Origin of the sequence: Variovorax sp. V35, assembly GCF_041154465.1 — a bacterium.
In the GTDB taxonomy this organism is placed as follows: Bacteria; Pseudomonadota; Gammaproteobacteria; order Burkholderiales; family Burkholderiaceae_C; genus Variovorax; species Variovorax boronicumulans.
The window spans coordinates 346,493-364,851 of the sequence record NZ_AP028666.1; the positions used below are offsets into that span (position 1 = coordinate 346,493).

The window sequence follows — 18,359 nt, forward strand, 5'->3', positions numbered from 1 at the left end:
CCGTTACACCATCGCGTTGTCGCCGCCCGGGATCTCGTGCGCCTTGATCTGCCGGCGCGTGAGCTTGTAGAGCGTGGACGACAGGAAGCCGTCCTGGTGGGTGTTCTTGGTCACGTTCACCACGAACTCGTCCTCGGGCGCCACGGCCTGCGCGCCCATGATCCAGCGCACGCTCTCTCGGTAGTTGTAGAGCACCTTGTCGTTGGCGTCGGCCAGCAGGGTCGACAGCGTGGCCATGGCGATGGCGTCGCCATTGGTGGCGTGCTCGCGCACGAAGTCCAGGTGGCGGTGGCGCACGGGGATGTCGGACAGGTCGCTGATGAACATCAGCGCGCCCTCGGTGGCGTCGTCGTGGCCCAGCTCGCGGGCCTTCATCATGGCCTCGACCGCCTGCGCCTGCAGTGCGGGGCGTTGCGCCGCGGGCGTGGCGTCTTCCCAGGCCATGTCGTGGCAGAGGTAGCCGAGCTTGTAGGCCGCGACGCTGTTGCCGGCTTCCGCCGCCTGGCCATAGAAGTGCATCGCCTGTTGCCGGTCCTTGGTGCCGTGCTCGCCGCCCGCGTGGAAGATGCCGAGCGTGAGCAGGCACGAGGTGTCGCCGGCGGCCAGCCCCATCTCCAGGATCTCGAAGGCTTCCTTGTTGCGCGGCACGCGCCACAGCGCGCGGGCCAGGTCGTCCCAGTTCTCGGTGCCGGCGTTGCGTTCGCGCGCGGCCGCCAGCCAGGCGTTGCCGGTCGCCTCGTTGGGCACGAAGCCGAAGGCGCCCTTCAGGCTGCAGTAGCCGTGCAGGATCAGCGCGGTGTTGCATTCGTAGGCGTTGGCGCTGTTGCAGATGGCCTGGCCCAGCCACTGGCCGCCGGGGTCCTGTTCCAGGGCGACGTGCACCGCCATGTTCATGGCGTAGTCGTCGTCGATGGGATGGTGGCTCTCGGCCTCGCGCAGGCAGGCCAGCGCTTCGGCATGCTGGTCGAGCATGTAGTGGCTCACGGCCAGCCAGCGCAGGGTTTCCCAGCGGTGGTAGGGGTAGAGCGCCTCCTGGGCGCGCTGGCGCGTGGCGGCCATGCGCTGCTGGGCTTCGGCCGGGTCTTCGTCCTTGTCGACGCTGTTGCCCTGGTGTTCGTCGCGCCAGATCTCGTGGCGCAGCCGGTCTTTCTCGACCTCGCTCAGGTGGGCGCAGGCGGGCGAGGCGATGAAGGCGCGCACGCGCTCGTGGCTGCCACCCCAGCGCGGCTGCTGGAACCAGACGCACTGGCGCATGAAGAAGAACAGCCGCGGGTGCACATGCAGCGTGGCGTGGATCCAGTAGGACGTGCCGCTGATCACCTTGCGGCCCTGCACGGGCGAGGGCAGGGCGGTGGGCGCGGCCTCGGGGCAGGCGACGCGCTCGTCGTGCGCCAGGCCGGAGCGCGCGAGCTGCGCCAGCAGCTCGTCGCGGGTGGCCGCGTCGTCGTCCAGGGAAAAGTCGTGCTGCAGCGGCTTGTCGGGCCAGCGGCCGCTGCGCACCAGCTCGGTCAGCCAGTCGGGCTCGTTGAAGGCCGAGGTGCTCTGCAGCAGCAGGGCGCAGGCGGTCCACATCGTGGGCGCGAGCGTGAGGGCACGCAGGGCGGCCACGGCGCAGCGCGTGGCGCAGGCATGGGCGCATTCCCAGCCCAGCGCGGTGACCGTGCTGGCCCAGCCCGAGCCGCGGTATTCGTAGGCCCAGTGGTACCAGTAGTGCGCTTCGCACAGCCAGGCGTGGGCCGATTGCGGGCGGGCGGCCTGCCATGCGGCCAGGCGGGCCAGCCCTTCGGCGCCGTCGGCGGTGCAGCCGGCCAGGTCGTCGGGCAAGGCGCCGTAGTAGCGCTCTTCCTCGTCGCGGTCTTGAAAGCTGGCGGCCAGCGCGTCATCGAGTCGCTGGTCGAGTGCGGCGTAATCGCCGGCGCGCAGCAGGGCGTCGATGTCGCAGAGCTTCCAGCGCGCGGGCGCGGGGGGAATCACGGTCGCTGCGGCGGGGGGCGTGTGTGTGGTCATGGGCGGGGCTCGCGCGTCAGGCCGACGCGGCGGGGGCGAGAGCGACGGGTTGGGGATCGAAGATGCGGTAGCGCTTCCAGGGCAGCGTGAGCCAGTTGCCCTGGGTGTTCTGCAGGTGCTCCTGCACTTCCAGCGTGGCGCGCGACGAGGCGGGGCCGTCCTGGCTGCTGATGCGCAGCCAGTGCAGCCGCGCCCGCGCATAGGCGTGGCCGAAGTCTTCCCAGCTCTCGAAGCTGTCCTGCGCGCGCTGAGCGTTGAGGAACAGCACCAGCCAGGCCTGCGACTCGGGCACCCAGCCCAGCAGCGCGATGCAGCGCACCAGGAAGGCGGTGCGCGCGCAGTCGAAGGCCAGCGCGTCGCGCACCTGGCCTTCTGCCGCGAGCTGTTCGTAGAAGTTGGCGTGGGTGCGGCCGAGCCCGCCGACCCAGCCGACCAGCGCGGCCTGCATCTGCGTGGCGATGTCGCGCTCGGGCAGGTCGGCGGCCATGTTCATTTCGCGCAGCACCTGCCTGGCCAGCCGCTGGCGCTGCTCGGCGGGCACGTCGAGCGCCAGCGTGTCGCTGTCGCAGCGCAGGCCGTTGCGCAGCAGCAGGATGTCGCCGAGCGCCAGCGCCCAGCGGCGGCGGTTGGGCACCACCTTGCCGGTATCGGCTCTGGCCTGCGCCGCGCGCACCGCGAGGTCGGCGTTGGCCTTTTCCATGTGGCCGATCGCCGTGCCCGAGCCGCGCACGACGATGCGGAACGCGGTGCGCACGATGAACCACGCGATGCGCACCCCGAGGTACAGCAGGCCCAGGAACACAACGATGACGATGGCCTGCGTCATGGCAATGCCGCTCCCAGCGGCGGCGCGCACACGGCGGCGCTCAGCGAGATGCCTTCGATCTCCAGCATCGTGGCGGGCGCCTGCGTGGGGGCCGCCTGCAGCGACGGCGGCAACCGGTTCGGGGGCAGCGTCAGCCGTGCGGCGGCGGCCACCGCCACGTCCATCTGGCGCAGCCGCGCCAGCTCGTGCGGCGCGATGCGCAGCAGCAGCCATTGCAGCGCCGGCGGCGGCTGCTCGAAGTGCTCGATCAGGTGGAAGTTGCCGCTCATCACGCTGAGCAGAAAGTCGGGGCTCTGTACGTCGGTGACGAACTTCCATTCACCCCGGGCTGCGTCCGAGGCCTCGGGCTCGAACACCAGGCCCATGCCCTCGCAGTCGCTGTGGCGCTCGCCGCGCGGCGGCAGCGTGCGCAGGAACTGCAGCACGTCGTCCGCGTACTTGCGGATCGGGTGGCGGTTCTGCTTGCCCTTGATCTGGTCGACCCGCAGCCCGTCCGGATGCACCTCGAGGCTGATGGTCACGTGCGGCAGGTTGCCCGCGCTGCGCAGCGTGAACAGGCGCAGCCGGCCGCTCTGCGCCGCGCTGGCGTACTGCTCGCCGTAGCCGCCGTTCAGCTTCTTGATGTTGGCGAACTGGCCCAGGCAGTGCTGCATGTGGAACGACTCGTAGGCCATCTCCTCGCGCAAGGCCGCATGGCTGCCGATGAACTCGAAGATCACGCCGTTGGGCGTGCGCAGCACTTCCTTCAGCGCCAGGCCGCTGCTGGGCACCCAGCCCTTGTTGCGCTTGGCCTGCATGCGCTGGTGCTCCTGCTCCCACAGGGCCATGGCCATGAAGCAGGTGATGCGCTGCAGCTTCTGTTCGAGCCGCGTGCCGCGCCGCGATCGCAGGAACTCGACCAGCATGCGTTCGCGGTCGACCAGCAGCAGGTGATCGGGGTCGAGGTAGTAGAAAGTTTTCGGGGCGGCTTCGGCGGCGGGCGATTCGGCCTTGTTGCCCATGTTGCCCTTGGACTTTTCCTTGTCCTGCACGGACGCCGCGTTCACCGCGGCAGGGGCGCGCGGCTGCAGCTGCTTCGCCAGCCACTCGGGCAGCGGCTTGTCGGGCCCGGCCGCGGCCAGGTAGTCGGCGGGCGACTGCACCGGCAGCACGTTGCCGAAGCTGCCGATGGCCCAGCGGAAGAAGTGGTTCAGCAGCCAGGCCGCCATGTCGGCGTCGTCGCCGCGCTCTGCGCTGCGGCGCGCGATCGCGGCCTTCACCTCGGGCGCGTTCACCACGTCGCGCGGCAGGTACACCGCCGTCGCCGCGGCCGTGGGCGGCGAGGACGGGTTCGTGGACGGAGACGGAGTCGGGATCGGCATCGACGGGCGGGCGACTTACAGCGTGAAGTCGTACTCCACCGTGATCGGCGCGTGGTCGCTGAACTTGACCGTCTTGTAGATCGCCTCGGTGCGCGCCAGCGCGCCCATCGCCGGCGTGGCCAGGTGGTAGTCCAGCCGCCATCCCACGTTGTTCGCGTAGGCCTGGCCGCGGTTGCTCCACCAGGTGTAGGCGTCGCCTGTGGTGTCGGGCTTGAGGCGGCGGTACACGTCCACCAGGCCGGCGCCTTCGGTGCCGGCGTCGAGCAGGCGCGTCATCCAGGCGCGTTCCTCGGGCAGGAAGCCGCTGTTCTTCTGGTTGCCGCGCCAGTTCTTCAGGTCGATCTCCTGGTGCGCGATGTTGATGTCGCCGCACAGGATGAACTCGCGCTCCTTCTTCAGCGCCAAGAGGTGCGGGAAAAAGCCCTTCAGGAAGCGGAACTTGGCGGCTTGGCGCTCCTCGCCCGAGCTGCCGCTCGGGAAGTAGCAGCTGATCACCGAGAACTTGCGCTTGGGCGTGTCGAAGCGCAGCTCGAGGTAGCGACCTTCGGCGTCGAATTCGGGATCACCCCAGCCCACCACCACGGCGCTGGGCGCATGCTTCGTGTAGATGGCGGTGCCCGCGTAGCCTTTTTTCTCGGCAAAGTGGAAGTGGCCCTGCAGGCCGGCCATCTGCTCGAAGCGGCCTTCGACATCGCTGGCCTGGACGCGGATCTCCTGCATGCAAATACAATCCGGCGCGAGTTCGGCCACCCAGTCGGCGACGCCCTTGGTGGCCGCCGAGCGCAGGCCATTGAGATTGAGACTGGTCAGTTTGAACACAAGGAATTTCCAATGGCTGTAGACGGTCAGACAAGCAGCGCGGTGGCACAGGACTTCGTCCAGTTCGCGCTCGACGCCGGCGTGCTTCGCTTCGGCGAATTCAAGACCAAGGCCGGTCGCATGAGCCCGTATTTCTTCAATTCGGGCCTCTTCGACGACGGCGGCAAGATCGCGCGGCTCGCCGGATTCTATGCAGACCGCCTGGTCGAAAGCGGCCTCGAGTTCGACATGATCTTCGGCCCCGCCTACAAGGGCATCCCGCTGGGCGCCACCGTGGCCGCCGAGCTGGCCCGGCGCGGGCGCAACTACCCCTTCGCCTACAACCGCAAGGAAGCCAAGGCGCACGGCGAAGGCGGCAATCTGGTGGGCGCGCCGCTGAAGGGCCGCGTGCTCATCGTCGACGACGTGATGTCGGCCGGCACCGCGGTGCGTGAATCCATCGCCGCGATCCAGGCCGCGGGCGCCACGCCGCATGCCGTGGCCATTGCCCTCGACCGGCAGGAAAAAGCCACCGAGAACGGCGTCGATGTGGACCACAGCGCCGTGCAGTACGTGCGCAACCAGCTCGGCCTCGCGGTGGTGCCCATCGCCACGCTGGACGACCTGCTGAGCTACCTCTCGGGCAATGCCGCCGCCGACCTCGGCGCGCACCGCGAGCGCGTGCTGGCCTACCGCACGCGCTACGGCGCCTGAGACGCAGCGCCGATGCGACGCCCCGCGCGCGAACCCTCTTCCGCTGCCGCCGTGGCGTCGCTGTGGCTGGGCCTGGCGGCCCTGTCGTCGTGCGCAACGGCGCTGGCCCAGCCCGCCAAGACGGACGGGCCCGGCGTCGGCATCTACACCTGCGTCGACGCGCGCGGGCGCACGCTCACGGCCGACCGGCCGATCGCCGAGTGCAGCGACCGCGAGCAGCGCGAACTGAGCCCGAGCGGCACGGTGCGCCGCAAGCTGGAGCCGACCTACACGGCGCGCGAGCAGCAGGAGCGCGAGGACCGCGCGCGCGAAGCCGCCATCCAGGCCGCGCGGCTCATCGACGAGCGCCGCCGCGAGCGCGCGCTGCTGGTGCGCTACCCCAATGCCACCACGCACGACCGCGAGCGCGTCGAGGCGCTGTCGCAGATCGATGCGGTGATCCAGGCCGCGAAGAAGCGCCTCGTCGAGCTCGCCGACGACCGCAAGAAGATCGACGAGGAGCTCGAGTTCTACAAGCAGGACACGAGCAAGGCGCCCGGCGCCGTGCGCCGTCGCATCGAGGACAACACGCAGAGCGTGGCCGTGCAGAACCGCTTCATCTCGGAGCAGGAAGAAGAGAAGAAGCGCGTGAATGCGCGCTTCGACGAAGAGCGCGGGCGCCTGAAGACGCTCTGGTCGCCGCAGAACGGCGGCAACCCGCGCTGAACGAACCCGCCGGGGCCTGGCGCAAGGCCCCGGGGCTCGTTCGCGATCAGCCCAGCTTGGCTTTCAGCAGCTCGGTGACCTGCGCAGGGTTGGCCTTGCCCCCGCTGGCCTTCATGACCTGGCCCACGAGGCCGTTGAGCGCCTTTTCCTTGCCGCCGCGGTATTCCTCGACGTTCTTCGCGTTCTTGGCAATCACCTCGTCGAGGATCTTGTCGAGCGCGCCGGCGTCGTTCATCGGCTTCAGGTCCTTGGCTTCGATGATCGCGTCGACATCGCTGCCTTCGCCGCTCCACAGCGCTTCGAACACCTGGCGCGCGGCGTTGTTCGGCAGCGTGCCGTCGGCGATGCGCGTCACCAGCTGCGCGAGCTGCGCGGCCTTCACGGGCGCGGCCTCGATGCCGATCTCGGCGGCGTTCAGGCGGCGTGCCATCTCGCCGGTGATCCAGTTGCTGGCCAGCTTGGGCGCCGCGCCGGCGTTCACCGCATCGTCGAAGTAGCGGGCCAGCGCCGCGCCTTGCGTGAGCTGCGCGGCGTCGTATTCCGACAGGCCGTGGTCGCGCACATAGCGCTCGGCCGTGGCACGCGGCAGCTCGGGCATGGTGGCGCGCACGCGCTCGATCCACTCGGCGGCCACCACCAGGGGCGGCAGGTCCGGATCGGGGAAGTAGCGGTAGTCGGCCGCGTCTTCCTTGGTGCGCATGGTGCGCGTCTCGCCGGTGGCGGGGTCGAACAGCACGGTGGCCTGTTCGATGGCGCGGCCTTCTTCGAGCTCGTCGATCTGCGAGTTGATCTCGTAGTCGATCGCCTGCTGCATGAACTTGAAGCTGTTCAGGTTCTTGATCTCGCGGCGCGTGCCGAGCTTCTCGCCGGGCTTGCGCACCGACACGTTGGCGTCGCAGCGAAAGCTGCCTTCCTGCATGTTGCCGTCGCAGATGCCGATCCACGTGACGATCTTGTGCAGTTCCTTCGCATAGGCCACGGCCTCGGCGGTGGAGCGCATGTCGGGCTCGGTCACGATCTCCAGCAGCGGCGTGCCGGCGCGGTTCAGGTCGATGCCGCTCTGGCCGATGAAGTCCTCGTGCAGCGACTTGCCCGCGTCTTCCTCGAGGTGGGCGCGCACCAGGCGCACGGTCTTCTTTTCTTCGCCGAGGAAGAACGACACCGCACCGCCTTGCACCACCGGAATCTCGAACTGGCTGATCTGGTAGCCCTTGGGCAGGTCGGGGTAGAAGTAGTTCTTGCGCGCGAACACGCTGCGCGGCGCGATGTGCGAGCCCAGCGCCAGGCCCAGCTTGATGGCGCGTTCGACCGCGCCCTTGTTCATCACGGGCAGCGTGCCCGGCAGCGCCAGGTCGACCGCGCAGGCCTGCGTGTTGGGCTCGGCGCCGAAGGCGGTGGAGGCGCGGCTGAAGATCTTGCTCGCGGTCGACAGCTGGGCGTGCGTCTCGAAGCCGATGATGACTTCATAGCCGCGCACCAGCGGGCCGGTCGGGCGGCCTTGTTGTTGTGCTTCGAATGTGTTCACGGTCTCGCTCATGTCAGAAGCCCTCCGGCGTGCGCGTGTGCCAGTCGGTGGCTTGCTGGAAGCGGTGCGCTGCGTTGAGCAGCTTCGCTTCGCCGAAGTAGTTGCCGATCAGCTGCAGGCCCACGGGCATGCCCGCATCGAAGCCCGCAGGCACGCTCATGCCGGGCAGGCCGGCCAGCGAGGCGGGCAGCGTGAAGATGTCGGCGAGGTAGTCGGCCACGGGGTCGTCGCCGTGTTCGCCGATCTTCCAGGCGGTGGTCGGCGCTGCGGGGCCGGCGATCACGTCGCATTGCGTCAGCGCCTGCTGGAAGTCGTCGGCGATCATGCGGCGCACCTTCTGCGCCTGCAGGTAGTAGGCGTCGTAGTAGCCGTGCGAGAGCACGTAGGTGCCGATCATGATGCGGCGCTTCACCTCGTCGCCGAAGCCTTCGGCGCGCGTGCGTTCGTACATCTCGGCCAGGTCCTTGTACTGCTTGGCGCGGTGGCCGAACTTGACGCCGTCGAAGCGGCTCAGGTTACTTGAGGCTTCGGCCGCGGCCAGGATGTAGTACACGGGAATCGACAGCTCGGTGCGCGGCAGCGAGACCTCGACGCGCTTAGCGCCGAGCTTCTCGTACTGCGCGAGCGCCGCATCGATGGCGGCGCGCACGCCGGGCGCCACGCCGTCGCCGAAGAACTCCTTCGGCACGCCGATGCGCAGGCCGTCGAGCGAGTCGTTCAGCGAACGGCCGAAGTCTTCGGCGGGCTTGTCGAGCGAGGTCGAGTCGCGGTCGAGGTCGGGGCCGCAGAAGGCCGACAGCAGCAGCGCGCAGTCTTCCGCCGAGCGGGCCATCGGGCCGGCCTGGTCGAGGCTCGATGCGAAGGCCACCATGCCGTAGCGCGAGGCGCGCCCGTAGGTCGGCTTGATACCGGTGATGCCGCAGAACGACGCGGGCTGGCGGATCGAGCCGCCGGTGTCGGTGCCGGTGGCCGCAGGGGCCAGGCGTGCCGCGACAGCCGCCGCGCTGGCGCCCGACGAGCCGCCCGGAATGCGTTCGAGGTTCCAGGGGTTGCGCACCGGCACGGCCTGGTCGTGGCCCACGGCGGGCACGGCGACGTTCTCGTTGGCCGAGCCCATCGCGAACTCGTCGCAGCTGAGCTTGCCCAGCGTGACCGCGCCGGCTTCGGCCAGGCGGCGCACCACGGTCGCGTCGAAGGGCGAGCGGTAGCCCGCGAGCATCTTCGAGCCGGCGGTGGTGGCGAAATCGGTGGTGACGAAGATGTCCTTGTGCGCGATCGGCACGCCGGCCAGCGCCGGAGCGTTGCCCTTGGCGATGAGCGCGTCGGCCGCGCGGGCCTGGGCCAGCGTGACTTCTTCATTGACGTCGACGAAGGTGCCGAGCGACTCGTGGGCCTTCATGCGGCCCAGAAACGCCTGCGAGGCCTCGACGGCCGAAACCTTGCGCTCGGCCAGGGCCTTGGCCAGGGCGACCACGCCCATCTGGTGCAGTTGCTCGCCGCTCATTATTCGATCACCTTGGGCACGAGGAACAGGCCGGCTTCGACGGCCGGGGCGCTCTTCTGGTTGGCTTCGCGGTTGTTCGGCTCGCTCACGACGTCGTCGCGCAGGCGCAGCGTCACGTCCTCGAGCGCGGCCACCGGGTGCGCCAGCGGCTCGACGCCGGTGGTGTCGACCGCGCGCATGCGTTCGACCAGATCGAAGAAGCCGTTGATTTGAGTGAGCATGCGCTCGCTTTCATCTGGGGCAAGCTGCAGCCGCGCCAGGGAGGCGATGCGTGCAATATCGGAAGCGGAAAGAGACATAGATGGCTGACGGGTCGAAAAAACCGGAGGCAATCGCACGCCGAAGAGGGTGCCGACACGGGATTCAGAGGGGATTCGGTTATTATCCCGCCTTTGCCGCAACCCCCGCGAACGCGCCGGCTTTTGCGCCAAAAACGATCAATTCACCCCGTCAAACGACCCAAAAATAGAGCGACGACCTGCCGATGCGCAGGCCGTGCTCAGAGGATTCCGCACATGTTTGGAGCTTTCCGTCGGTACTTCTCCACCGACCTGGCGATCGACCTCGGCACCGCCAACACCCTGATCTTCGCCCGCAACAAGGGCATCGTGCTGGACGAGCCCTCCGTGGTCGCGATCCGCCACGAAGGCGGTCCCCATGGCAAGAAGGTGATCCAGGCCGTCGGCCGCGAAGCCAAGGCCATGCTGGGCAAGGTGCCCGGCAACATCGAGGCCATCCGCCCGATGAAGGACGGCGTCATTGCCGACTTCGTGATCACCGAGCAGATGATCAAGCAGTTCATCAAGATGGTGCACCCGCGCACGCTGCTCACGCCGAGCCCGCGCATCATCATCTGCGTGCCCTGCGGCTCGACCCAGGTCGAGCGCCGCGCCATCAAGGACGCGGCCGAAGCCGCCGGCGCCACCGCCGTCTACCTCATCGAAGAACCCATGGCCGCGGCCATCGGCGCCGGCCTGCCCGTCAGCGAAGCCTCGGGCTCGATGGTGGTGGACATCGGCGGCGGCACCACCGAAGTGGGCGTGATCTCGCTGGGCGGCATGGTCTACAAGGGCTCGGTCCGCGTGGGCGGCGACCGCTTCGATGAAGCCATCATCAACTACATCCGCCGCAACTACGGCATGCTGATCGGCGAGCCGACGGCCGAAGTCATCAAGAAGAACATCGGCTCGGCCTTCCCGGGCTCCGAAGTCAAGGAAATGGAAGTCAAGGGCCGCAACCTCTCCGAAGGCGTGCCGCGCAGCTTCACCATCAGCAGCAACGAAGTGCTGGAAGCCCTGACCGACCCCCTGAACAACATCGTCTCGGCCGTGAAGAACGCGCTGGAACAGACGCCTCCCGAACTGGGCGCCGACATCGCCGAGCGCGGCATGATGCTCACCGGCGGCGGCGCGCTGCTGCGCGACCTCGACCGCCTGCTCGCCGAGGAAACCGGCCTGCCGGTGCTCGTGGCCGAAGACCCGCTGACCTGCGTGGTGCGCGGCTGCGGCATCGCCCTGGAGCGCATGGACCGTCTGGGCAGCATCTTCACGAGCGAGTAAAAGGCGAAAGCCATCATCGGCCGGCCTCTGCTTGCGCAGGCCGGCTTTTTGTTATTTGATGCCGCACCACCGCCGGGTCTGACTACATGCCTCTGGGCACGCTCGATCGCACAGCGCCACCCCTGTTCAACCAGGGGCAATCGGCACTCAGCAAGCTGATCTTCTTCGGCGCGCTCTCGCTCTTCCTCATGGTCGCCGACGCCCGCTTTCACCTCGTGAAGCCGATCCGCTCGGCCATCGGCGCGGTGCTCTACCCGGTGCAGATGGCGGCGCTCAAGCCGGTCATGCTGGTGATGGGCGGCAGCCGCTACTTCGAAGAGCTGCAGACCGCGCAGCGCAACGAAGACGAGGCCCGCAAGGCCCTGATGCTGCAGGCCGAGACCGCCAGCCGCGCCGACACGCTCGCGCAAGACAACGCCCGCCTGCGCGAGCTGCTCGAGCTGCGTCAGACCACCACCACGCCGGGCCGCCCGGCCGAGGTGCTGTACGACGCGGCCGACCCCTACACGCGCAAGATCGTCATCGACCAGGGCCTCGCGCAGGGCGTGGCGGCCGGCTCGCCGGTGATCGACGCGCGCGGCGTGCTGGGCCAGGTGACGCAGGTGCTGCCCTTCACGAGCGAGGTCACGCTGGTGATCGACCGCGACCTGGCCATTCCCGTGCAGAACACCCGCACCGGCGTGCGCAGCGTGGCCTTCGGCGACGCCTCGGCGCACGGCGGCGGCATGGAGCTGCGCTTCATGGCGGCCAACGCCGACCTGCAGGAGGGCGACCTGCTGTCCACCAGCGGCGTCGACGGCATCTACCCGGCCGGCCTGCCGGTGGCCAAGATCGAACGCATCGAGCGCCGTGCCGATTCGGCCTTCGCGCGCATCTACTGCGTGCCGCTGGCCCGCGTGACCGCGGCGCGCTACGTGCTGGTGCTCGAGCCCTCCGGCGCGCCGGTGGCGCCGCCGCACGTCGAGGCCGCGTCCACCCAGCGCAAGCGCCCCGAAGGCAAGCCGGGCGCCGGCAAGAACGAGAAGAAACCGGCGGGAGCCACGCGATGATCAAGCGCCCCGGCCAGCAGCAGCTCTTGCTGCCCGTCAGCCCCGTCTTCATGTGGACCAGCCTGCTCGTGGCGTTGCTGGTCAACATGATCCCCATCGGCCGCGCCGCCTGGATGCCCGACCTGCTGGCGCTTGTGATCGTGTTCTGGGGCGTGCACCAGCCCGCGCGCGTGGGCATCGGCGCGGCCTTCATGTTCGGCCTGCTCATGGACGTGCACCAGTCGTCGATGCTGGGCCAGCATGCGCTGTCCTACACCACGCTGGGCTTCTTCGCGATCATGATCCATCGGCGCCTGCTGTGGTACCCGGTGCTCTCGCAGGCGCTGCAGGTGCTGCCGCTGTTTGCGCTGTCGCAGTTCATCGAGGTGATCACGCGCATGATCGGCGGCGGCGTGTTCCCGGGCTGGGGCGTGCTGGTCTCGCCGGCGCTCGAGGCGGCGCTGTGGCCGCTGGCCACCGCGTTGCTGCTGGCGCCCCAGCGCCGCACGCCCGAACCTGACGAGAACCGCCCCCTCTAGTCATGGTGCCCCCCGGCTTTTCACTTCGCTTCGCTGCGTGTAACTCCACCCCCCGAGGGGGAGGCGCGGCCCGCCTTGGGGCGGCCCGGCGGCGGCCGCCCGTCGCATTTGCCATCGCACCTGCGCACGCCTAAGCTTCCTGACGCCATGACCGAAATCCGCAACGTTGCCGCCGACCTGGCGCGCTTCAAGCGCCGCGTGATCGTCATCGGCCTGGCGGTGCTGTTCGCCTTCAGCCTGCTGGGCTCGCGGCTGGTCTACCTTCAGGTCGTGCGCCATGCCGACCTGGCCGAGCAGGCCGAGAGCAACCGCACGGCCGTGGTGCCGGTGGTGCCGAACCGGGGGCTCATCCTCGACCGCAACGGCATCGTGCTGGCCTCCAACTATTCGGCCTACACGCTGGAGATCACGCCCTCGAAGGTCGGTGACGTCGAGGAGACCATCAACAGCCTGACCAGCGTGCTCGAGGTGTCGCCGCGCGACCGCCGCCGCTTCAAGCGCCTGCGCGAAGACTCGCGCAGCTTCGACTCCATTCCGATCCGCACCCGCCTGAGCGACGAAGAGGTGGCGCGCTTCGCGGCACAGCGCTACCGCTTCCCGGGCGTGGAGATCAAGGCGCGCCTGTTCCGCAACTACCCGCAGGGCGAGCTGGCCTCGCACGTGCTGGGCTACATCGGCCGCATCAACCAGCGCGAAAAAACCGCGATGGAAGACTGGGACGAGGAAGACCAGGCCAACTACAAAGGCACCGACTACATCGGCAAGCTGGGCATCGAGCAGAGCTACGAGAAGATGCTGCACGGCCAGACCGGTGTCGAGCAGATGGAAACCTCGGCCGGCGGGCGCGCCGTGCGCCGGCTCGCGAGCCACCCGGCCACGCCGGGCAACACCGTCATGCTGTCGCTGGACATCAAGCTGCAGAAGCTGGTGGAAGACATGTACGGCGACCGGCGCGGCGCGCTCGTGGCCATCGACCCCAAGACCGGCGAGGTGCTGGCCTTCGTGAGCAAGCCCACCTTCGATCCCAACCTGTTCGTCGAAGGCATCGACACCGAGAGCTGGCAGGCGCTCACCGAGTCGATCGACAAGCCGCTGCTCAACCGCGCGCTGCGCGGCACCTACCCGCCGGGCTCCACCTACAAGCCCTTCATGGCGCTGGCGGCGCTGCAGACCGGCAAGCGTGCCGCGAGCGTGGTGGTGAACGACCCCGGCTACTTCAACTTCGGCGGCCACCGCTTCGGCAGCCCCGAGGGCTACCTGGGCGGCGTCGACATGCGCCGCTCGATCCAGGTGTCGAGCAACATCTACTACTACTCGCTGGCCAACGAGATGGGCGTGGACCTGATCCACGACTTCATGAAGCCGATGGGCTTCGGCCAGATCACCGGCATCGACCTGGGCGGCGAGGTGCGCGGCGTGCTGCCCAGCACCGAGTGGAAGCGCAACGCCTACAAGCGGCCCGAGCAGAAGAAGTGGTACGCGGGCGAGACCATCTCGCTGGGCATCGGCCAGGGCTACAACGCCTTCACCATGCTGCAGCTGGCGCAGGCCACGGCCATCGTGGCCGACGGCGGCATGAAGCACCGGCCGCACCTGGCGCTGGCGATGCGCAACACGGTCAGCGGGCAGGTCGTGCCGCTGCCGCAGCCGCCGGCCGAGAACCTGGGCTACACGGCGGCCAACGTGGCGGTGATCCGCGAAGGCCTGACCAGCGTGGTCACCAGCGGCACCGCGCGCGGCGTGTTCGCGGGCGCGGGCTACCAGGCGGCCGGCAAGACCGGCACGGCGCAGGCCGTGACGCAGGCCAAGAACACCAAGTACAACGCGCGCGCGCTCGAAGAACACCAGCGCGACCACGCGCTGTTCATGGCCTACGCACCGGCCAACAACCCGAAGATCGCGCTCGCTGTCATCGTCGAGAACGCCGGCTGGGGCGCGGGCGCCGCGGCGCCTCTCGCGCGCCGCGTGTTCGACTACTGGCTCATGGACCAGTACCCGAGCGAGGCCGACATGGCCGCCGTGCGCATCGGCCGCGCGGGCGCGCCGATGGGCAAGCCGCGCGTGGCCAGCGAGGTGGCATGGCCCGCGGCGGCCGCGGTGCCGGCACCGGCGGGCGCGGCATCGTCGGCGGCGCCGACGCCCTGACAGGCGCGCCCCTCGGGGCGCACCGTCGCTCAGGCTAGGGTCAAACCACCGTCCCGGCGACTTCACCCAGGCCGATGCGCACCGCGCCTTCGCGCTCGCACCAGCCGCGCATCACCAGCGTGTCGCCGTCTTCCAGGAAGGTGCGCTTCTCGCCGTTCGGCAGCGTGACCGGCTGCTTGCCGCCCAGCGTGAGTTCCATCAGCGAGCCGGCCTGGTCGGGCTGCGGGCCCGACAGCGTGCCCGAGCCCAGCAGGTCGCCGGGTTGCAGGTTGCAGCCGTTCACCGTGTGGTGCGTGATGAGCTGCGCGGCGGTCCAGTAGGCGGCCTCGGTGGTGTTGCCCAGCGTGAGGCGCACGGGCGCCACGCCGTCGGCGCGCATCTTCGCGGTCTGCAGCAGCACTTCGAGCGTGATGTCGAGTGCGCCGCTTTCGCGGTTCGAGGGCGCATCGAGGTAGGGCAGCGGTTGCGGGTCTTCGGCGGGGCGCTCGAACTTGGCGCGGAACGGCGCCAGCGCTTCGGTCGTCACGATCCAGGGCGACAGCGTGCTGGCGAAGTTCTTGGCCAGGAAGGGGCCGAGCGGCTGGTATTCCCAGGCCTGCAGGTCGCGCGCCGACCAGTCGTTGAGCAGGGTCACGCCGAAGAGGTGGTCTTCGGCGTCGGCGATGGCGATGGGCTCGCCCAGTGCGTTGCCGCGGCCCACGAGGAAGCCCAGCTCCAGTTCGTAGTCCAGCCGCTTCGAGGGACCGAAGCTCGGCGCCACTGCGTCGGGTGCCTTGGTCTGGCCTTGCGGGCGCTTGAAGACCTGGCCGCTCACGCCGATCGACGAGGCGCGGCCGTGGTAGCCGATGGGCACCCACTTGTAGTTGGGCATCAGCGGCTGGTCGGGGCGGAACAGCTTGCCGATGGTGGTGGCGTGGTGGATGCCCGTGTAGAAGTCGGTGTAGTCGCCGATGCGGCAGGGCACGGTCATCTCGGCCTGGGCTTGCGCGAGCAACGCCTTCGACCATGCAGCCTGCTGGCCGCTGCCTTCGGCCAGGCCCGCGGAGATCGCGGCGCGCAGCGCCTGGCGGTCTTTCACCGAGGCGTTCATCAGCACGTTCATGTCGTCGGTGTCGATGAGGCCGGTGGCGCGCAGGTCGAGGATCTGGTCGCCGATGGCCACGCCGATGCGGAAGGCCTCGCTGCTGCCGGCGGCGCGGAAGCGGCCGAAGGGCAGGTTCTGGATCGGGAAGTCGGTGCCGGCCACGTTGGCGGCGGCGACCCAGCTGCGCAGCTTCGGGTCGTGGGTGGCGTTGAGTGCGGTCATGGAGGTCTTTCGGTTCTTGAATCGGATCAGTCGGCGGTCATGCCGGCCTTCTTGGCCACATCGCCAAGGCGCTTGTATTCGGTGTCGGTGAGCGTGGTGAGCTCTTGCGCGCTCGAGCCGCGCGGCGAGAAGCCGGCCTGCTGCAGCTTGGCCTTCACGTCGGGCATCGCGAGCGCTTCGACGAAGGCTTCGTTCAGCGCCTTCACGATCGGCGCCGGCAGCTTCGCCGGCCCGTACACGCCGAACCACGGCTCCAGCGCATAGCCCTTGAGGCCCGCTTCGGCCATCGTCGGCACGTCGGGCAGCGAGGGCGAGCGCGTGGCGCCCGCCACCGCCAGCGCGCGCAGCTTGCCGGCCTGGATGTGCGGCAGCGACGCCGGCAGGTTGTCGAACATCACGCCGATGGTGTTGCCCAGCATGTCGGTGATGGCCGGGCCGCTGCCCTTGTAGGCCACGTGCGTGAGCTCGGTGCCGGTCATCTGCGCGAACATCACGCCAGCCAGGTTCATCGAGGTGCCGGCGCCCGCGGTGGCGTAGGGCAGGCCGGGGTTCTTCTTCGCGGCGGCGATGAGCTCGGGCACGGTCTTGATGGCCGAACTTGCGGGCACTTCGAGCACGATGGTCGACATGCCCAGCAGGCTGATGGCCGTGAAGTCCTTGCGCGGATCGAAGGCCATCGACTTGTAGATGTGCGGGTTCAGCGCATTGGTCGAGATGGCGCCGAAGCCGATCGTGTAGCCGTCGGGCGCGGCCTTGGCCACGGCGTCCATGCCGATGTTGCCGCCCGCGCCGCCGCGGTTGTCGATGAGCACCAGCTGGCCCAGCTTCTCCGACACCTTCTGGCCCACGGTGCGCGCCACCAGGTCGGTGGTGCCGCCGGCCGTGTAGGGCACGATGAACTTGATGGGCTTCGACGGAAAGTCGGCCGCATGCGCCTGCAGGAACGGCGCTGCGAGCAGTGCGACGGCCGCCGCGCGGCGGGTGAGGGCGAAAGCGCTCTTCTTCATCTTCATGGCTTGAATTGGTCCTTGAGGCCGGCCCAGCAGTCGGTGTAGTCGGTGTCGAGCGCCGGGCTTTGCAGCGCGAAGTTCGTCGGAATGAAACGGTAGCGGCTCTCGAACATGAAGGCCAGCGTGTTGTCCAGCTTGTGCGGCTTGAGGTCGGCGTGCGTGGCCTTGTCGAAGGCTTCTTCGTCCGGACCGTGCGGCACCATGCAGTTGTGCAGGCTCGCGCCGCCGGGCTTGAAGCCGCCCGGCTTGGCGTCGTACTCGCCCAGCACCAGGCCCATGAACTCGCTCATGAGATTGCGGTGGAACCACGGCGGACGGAAGGTGTTTTCCATCACCATCCAGCGCGGCGGGAAGATCACGAAGTCGCAGTTGGCCGTGCCGGGCGTGTCGCTGGGCGAGGTCAGCACGGTGAAGATCGAGGGATCGGGATGGTCGAAGCTGATCGAGCCGATGACCATGAAGTTGGCCGTGTCGTACTTCACCGGCGCGAGGTTGCCATGCCACGCGACCACGTTGAAGGGCGACTGTTTCGTCGGCGCGGTCCAGAAGCGGCCGCCGAATTTCTTCACCAGTTCGTAGGCGCCGCCGTCTGCCTCGAAGGCCGCCACGGGCGCCTGGAAGTCGCGCGCGTTGGCCAGGCCGTTCGAGCCGATCGGGCCGAGCTCGGGCAGGCGGAAGTGCGCGCCGTAGTTCTCGCACACGTAGCCGCGCGAAAGTCCGTCGGGCAGTGCGACCTTGAAGGCCATGCCGCGCGGCAGCACCACGATTTCGCCGGGCTTGACGTCGAGCACGCCGAGTTCGGTCGTGACGACGAGGCGGCCTTGTTGGGGCATCACCAGCATCTCGCCGTCGGCGTTGACGAAGGCACGCTGCTCCATCGAACGGCCCGCCAGGTACATCAGCGAACCGATGCCGACCTGCGACTCGGCGTCGCCGTTGGCGGCCAGCGTGTGCATGCCGTCGATGAAGTCGACGTCGGCCGCGCCGTCCAGCGGCAGCGGGCCCCAGCGCATCGGCTCGGGCGGCAGCGCGATCTCGCGGTCGGCGCCGGTGGTCCAGTGTGCCTGCGCGTAGGGCTGGTAGCGGCCCGACACCACCGAGGGCTGGCGGCGGTACAGCCAGGTGCGGCGGTTCTCGTGGCGCGGCGCCGTGAAGGCGGTGCCCGAGAGCAGCTCGGTGTACAGGTCGAAGGGGCCGCGCTGCGGGTTGTTGCGGCCTTGCGGCAGCGCACCGGGCACGGCCTCGGAGGCGTATTCGTTGCCGAAGCCGCTCTGGTAGCGCCGTTCGGTGGCGGGTGTTGCTTGGGTCATGGGCTTGTCTTTCGAAAGTCGC

16 protein-coding genes are annotated in these 18,359 nt (G+C 69.0%); 6 read left to right on the plus strand and 10 right to left on the minus strand.

Annotation, left to right across the window (positions count from 1 at the left end):
• Positions 1-3: 3 nt before the first annotated feature.
• Genes ACAM42_RS01625 through ACAM42_RS01640 form a run of 4 tightly spaced genes read right to left on the minus strand, consistent with a single transcriptional unit; the run spans position 4 to position 5,013 of the window.
• The gene (locus ACAM42_RS01625; protein WP_369630916.1) at positions 4-2,007 is read right to left on the minus strand and encodes a DUF4034 domain-containing protein; all 2,004 of its coding nucleotides are present in this window, start codon (positions 2,005-2,007) and stop codon (positions 4-6) included.
• Between the two features lie 16 nt (positions 2,008-2,023).
• Positions 2,024-2,833, minus strand: coding sequence for a DUF1266 domain-containing protein (locus ACAM42_RS01630; RefSeq protein WP_369630917.1), 810 nt, complete (start codon positions 2,831-2,833; stop codon positions 2,024-2,026).
• Positions 2,830-4,194: a hypothetical protein gene (locus ACAM42_RS01635; RefSeq protein WP_369630918.1), complete on the minus strand. Its 1,365-nt coding sequence runs from the start codon at positions 4,192-4,194 to the stop codon at positions 2,830-2,832. The genes ACAM42_RS01630 and ACAM42_RS01635 overlap by 4 nt, the downstream gene beginning before the upstream one ends.
• A 15-nt stretch (positions 4,195-4,209) precedes the next feature.
• Positions 4,210-5,013 carry an exodeoxyribonuclease III gene (locus ACAM42_RS01640; protein ID WP_062472711.1) on the minus strand — a complete coding sequence of 268 codons (804 nt, stop codon included), beginning with the start codon at positions 5,011-5,013 and terminating at the stop codon, positions 4,210-4,212.
• Positions 5,014-5,025: 12 nt separating this feature from the next.
• Here ACAM42_RS01640 and pyrE point away from each other — a divergent pair, with 12 nt between their 5' ends.
• Both pyrE and ACAM42_RS01650 read left to right on the plus strand, forming a co-directional pair.
• Complete coding sequence (gene pyrE, locus ACAM42_RS01645; RefSeq protein WP_369630919.1) at positions 5,026-5,706, plus strand: orotate phosphoribosyltransferase; 681 nt, start codon at positions 5,026-5,028, stop codon at positions 5,704-5,706.
• A gap of 12 nt (positions 5,707-5,718) precedes the next feature.
• Positions 5,719-6,411: a DUF4124 domain-containing protein gene (locus tag ACAM42_RS01650; RefSeq protein ID WP_369630920.1), complete on the plus strand. Its 693-nt coding sequence runs from the start codon at positions 5,719-5,721 to the stop codon at positions 6,409-6,411.
• 46 nt (positions 6,412-6,457) lie between these two features.
• Here the strand turns inward: ACAM42_RS01650 and gatB are convergent, their stop codons facing one another.
• The 3 genes from gatB to gatC are packed head-to-tail and all read right to left on the minus strand — an operon-like array spanning position 6,458 to position 9,739.
• Positions 6,458-7,948: an Asp-tRNA(Asn)/Glu-tRNA(Gln) amidotransferase subunit GatB gene (gene gatB / locus ACAM42_RS01655; RefSeq protein ID WP_095949786.1), complete on the minus strand. Its 1,491-nt coding sequence runs from the start codon at positions 7,946-7,948 to the stop codon at positions 6,458-6,460.
• A 1-nt stretch (position 7,949) separates the two neighbouring features.
• Complete coding sequence (gene gatA, locus ACAM42_RS01660) at positions 7,950-9,440, minus strand: Asp-tRNA(Asn)/Glu-tRNA(Gln) amidotransferase subunit GatA (RefSeq protein ID WP_369630921.1); 1,491 nt, start codon at positions 9,438-9,440, stop codon at positions 7,950-7,952.
• The gene (gene gatC, locus ACAM42_RS01665; protein ID WP_056583926.1) at positions 9,440-9,739 is read right to left on the minus strand and encodes an Asp-tRNA(Asn)/Glu-tRNA(Gln) amidotransferase subunit GatC; all 300 of its coding nucleotides are present in this window, start codon (positions 9,737-9,739) and stop codon (positions 9,440-9,442) included. Before gatC ends, gatA begins: the two co-directional genes overlap by 1 nt.
• A 216-nt stretch (positions 9,740-9,955) precedes the next feature.
• Between gatC and ACAM42_RS01670 the strand changes: the two genes are divergently transcribed.
• The 4 genes from ACAM42_RS01670 (at position 9,956) to mrdA (ending at position 14,711) form a co-directional block, all read left to right on the plus strand.
• Entirely contained in the window at positions 9,956-10,999 is a 1,044-nt protein-coding gene (locus ACAM42_RS01670) for a rod shape-determining protein (RefSeq protein ID WP_056583929.1), read from the plus strand.
• Between the two features lie 86 nt (positions 11,000-11,085).
• Positions 11,086-12,048: a rod shape-determining protein MreC gene (mreC, locus tag ACAM42_RS01675; RefSeq protein ID WP_095743224.1), complete on the plus strand. Its 963-nt coding sequence runs from the start codon at positions 11,086-11,088 to the stop codon at positions 12,046-12,048.
• A complete protein-coding gene (gene mreD / locus ACAM42_RS01680) occupies positions 12,045-12,566 on the plus strand; it encodes a rod shape-determining protein MreD (protein ID WP_062472721.1) in 522 nt (173 codons plus the stop codon). The genes mreC and mreD overlap by 4 nt, the downstream gene beginning before the upstream one ends.
• A 147-nt stretch (positions 12,567-12,713) precedes the next feature.
• Entirely contained in the window at positions 12,714-14,711 is a 1,998-nt protein-coding gene (mrdA, locus tag ACAM42_RS01685) for a penicillin-binding protein 2 (protein WP_062472723.1), read from the plus strand.
• A gap of 40 nt (positions 14,712-14,751) precedes the next feature.
• On the opposite strand, the gene fahA is transcribed toward mrdA, so the two are convergent.
• The 3 genes from fahA to hmgA are packed head-to-tail and all read right to left on the minus strand — an operon-like array spanning position 14,752 to position 18,337.
• The gene (gene fahA, locus ACAM42_RS01690) at positions 14,752-16,017 is read right to left on the minus strand and encodes a fumarylacetoacetase (protein WP_369630922.1); all 1,266 of its coding nucleotides are present in this window, start codon (positions 16,015-16,017) and stop codon (positions 14,752-14,754) included.
• A gap of 26 nt (positions 16,018-16,043) precedes the next feature.
• Positions 16,044-17,024 carry a Bug family tripartite tricarboxylate transporter substrate binding protein gene (locus tag ACAM42_RS01695; RefSeq protein ID WP_369632705.1) on the minus strand — a complete coding sequence of 327 codons (981 nt, stop codon included), beginning with the start codon at positions 17,022-17,024 and terminating at the stop codon, positions 16,044-16,046.
• 2 nt (positions 17,025-17,026) lie between these two features.
• The gene (hmgA, locus tag ACAM42_RS01700; protein WP_369630923.1) at positions 17,027-18,337 is read right to left on the minus strand and encodes a homogentisate 1,2-dioxygenase; all 1,311 of its coding nucleotides are present in this window, start codon (positions 18,335-18,337) and stop codon (positions 17,027-17,029) included.
• Between the last annotated feature and the right edge of the window lie 22 nt (positions 18,338-18,359).

Bases quoted from the DNA above. Each gene is read 5' to 3' on its own strand.
- ACAM42_RS01625 (WP_369630916.1), bottom strand. From the start codon at position 2,007: ATGACCACACACACGCCCCCCGCCGCAGCGACCGTGATTCCCCCCGCG.
- ACAM42_RS01630 (WP_369630917.1), bottom strand. From the start codon at position 2,833: ATGACGCAGGCCATCGTCATCGTTGTGTTCCTGGGCCTGCTGTACCTC.
- ACAM42_RS01635 (WP_369630918.1), bottom strand. From the start codon at position 4,194: ATGCCGATCCCGACTCCGTCTCCGTCCACGAACCCGTCCTCGCCGCCC.
- pyrE (WP_369630919.1), top strand. From the start codon at position 5,026: ATGGCTGTAGACGGTCAGACAAGCAGCGCGGTGGCACAGGACTTCGTC.
- ACAM42_RS01650 (WP_369630920.1), top strand. From the start codon at position 5,719: ATGCGACGCCCCGCGCGCGAACCCTCTTCCGCTGCCGCCGTGGCGTCG.
- gatB (WP_095949786.1), bottom strand. From the start codon at position 7,948: ATGAGCGAGACCGTGAACACATTCGAAGCACAACAACAAGGCCGCCCG.
- gatA (WP_369630921.1), bottom strand. From the start codon at position 9,440: ATGAGCGGCGAGCAACTGCACCAGATGGGCGTGGTCGCCCTGGCCAAG.
- gatC (WP_056583926.1), bottom strand. From the start codon at position 9,739: ATGTCTCTTTCCGCTTCCGATATTGCACGCATCGCCTCCCTGGCGCGG.
- ACAM42_RS01670 (WP_056583929.1), top strand. From the start codon at position 9,956: ATGTTTGGAGCTTTCCGTCGGTACTTCTCCACCGACCTGGCGATCGAC.
- mreC (WP_095743224.1), top strand. From the start codon at position 11,086: ATGCCTCTGGGCACGCTCGATCGCACAGCGCCACCCCTGTTCAACCAG.
- mreD (WP_062472721.1), top strand. From the start codon at position 12,045: ATGATCAAGCGCCCCGGCCAGCAGCAGCTCTTGCTGCCCGTCAGCCCC.
- mrdA (WP_062472723.1), top strand. From the start codon at position 12,714: ATGACCGAAATCCGCAACGTTGCCGCCGACCTGGCGCGCTTCAAGCGC.
- fahA (WP_369630922.1), bottom strand. From the start codon at position 16,017: ATGACCGCACTCAACGCCACCCACGACCCGAAGCTGCGCAGCTGGGTC.
- ACAM42_RS01695 (WP_369632705.1), bottom strand. From the start codon at position 17,024: ATGAAGAAGAGCGCTTTCGCCCTCACCCGCCGCGCGGCGGCCGTCGCA.
- hmgA (WP_369630923.1), bottom strand. From the start codon at position 18,337: ATGACCCAAGCAACACCCGCCACCGAACGGCGCTACCAGAGCGGCTTC.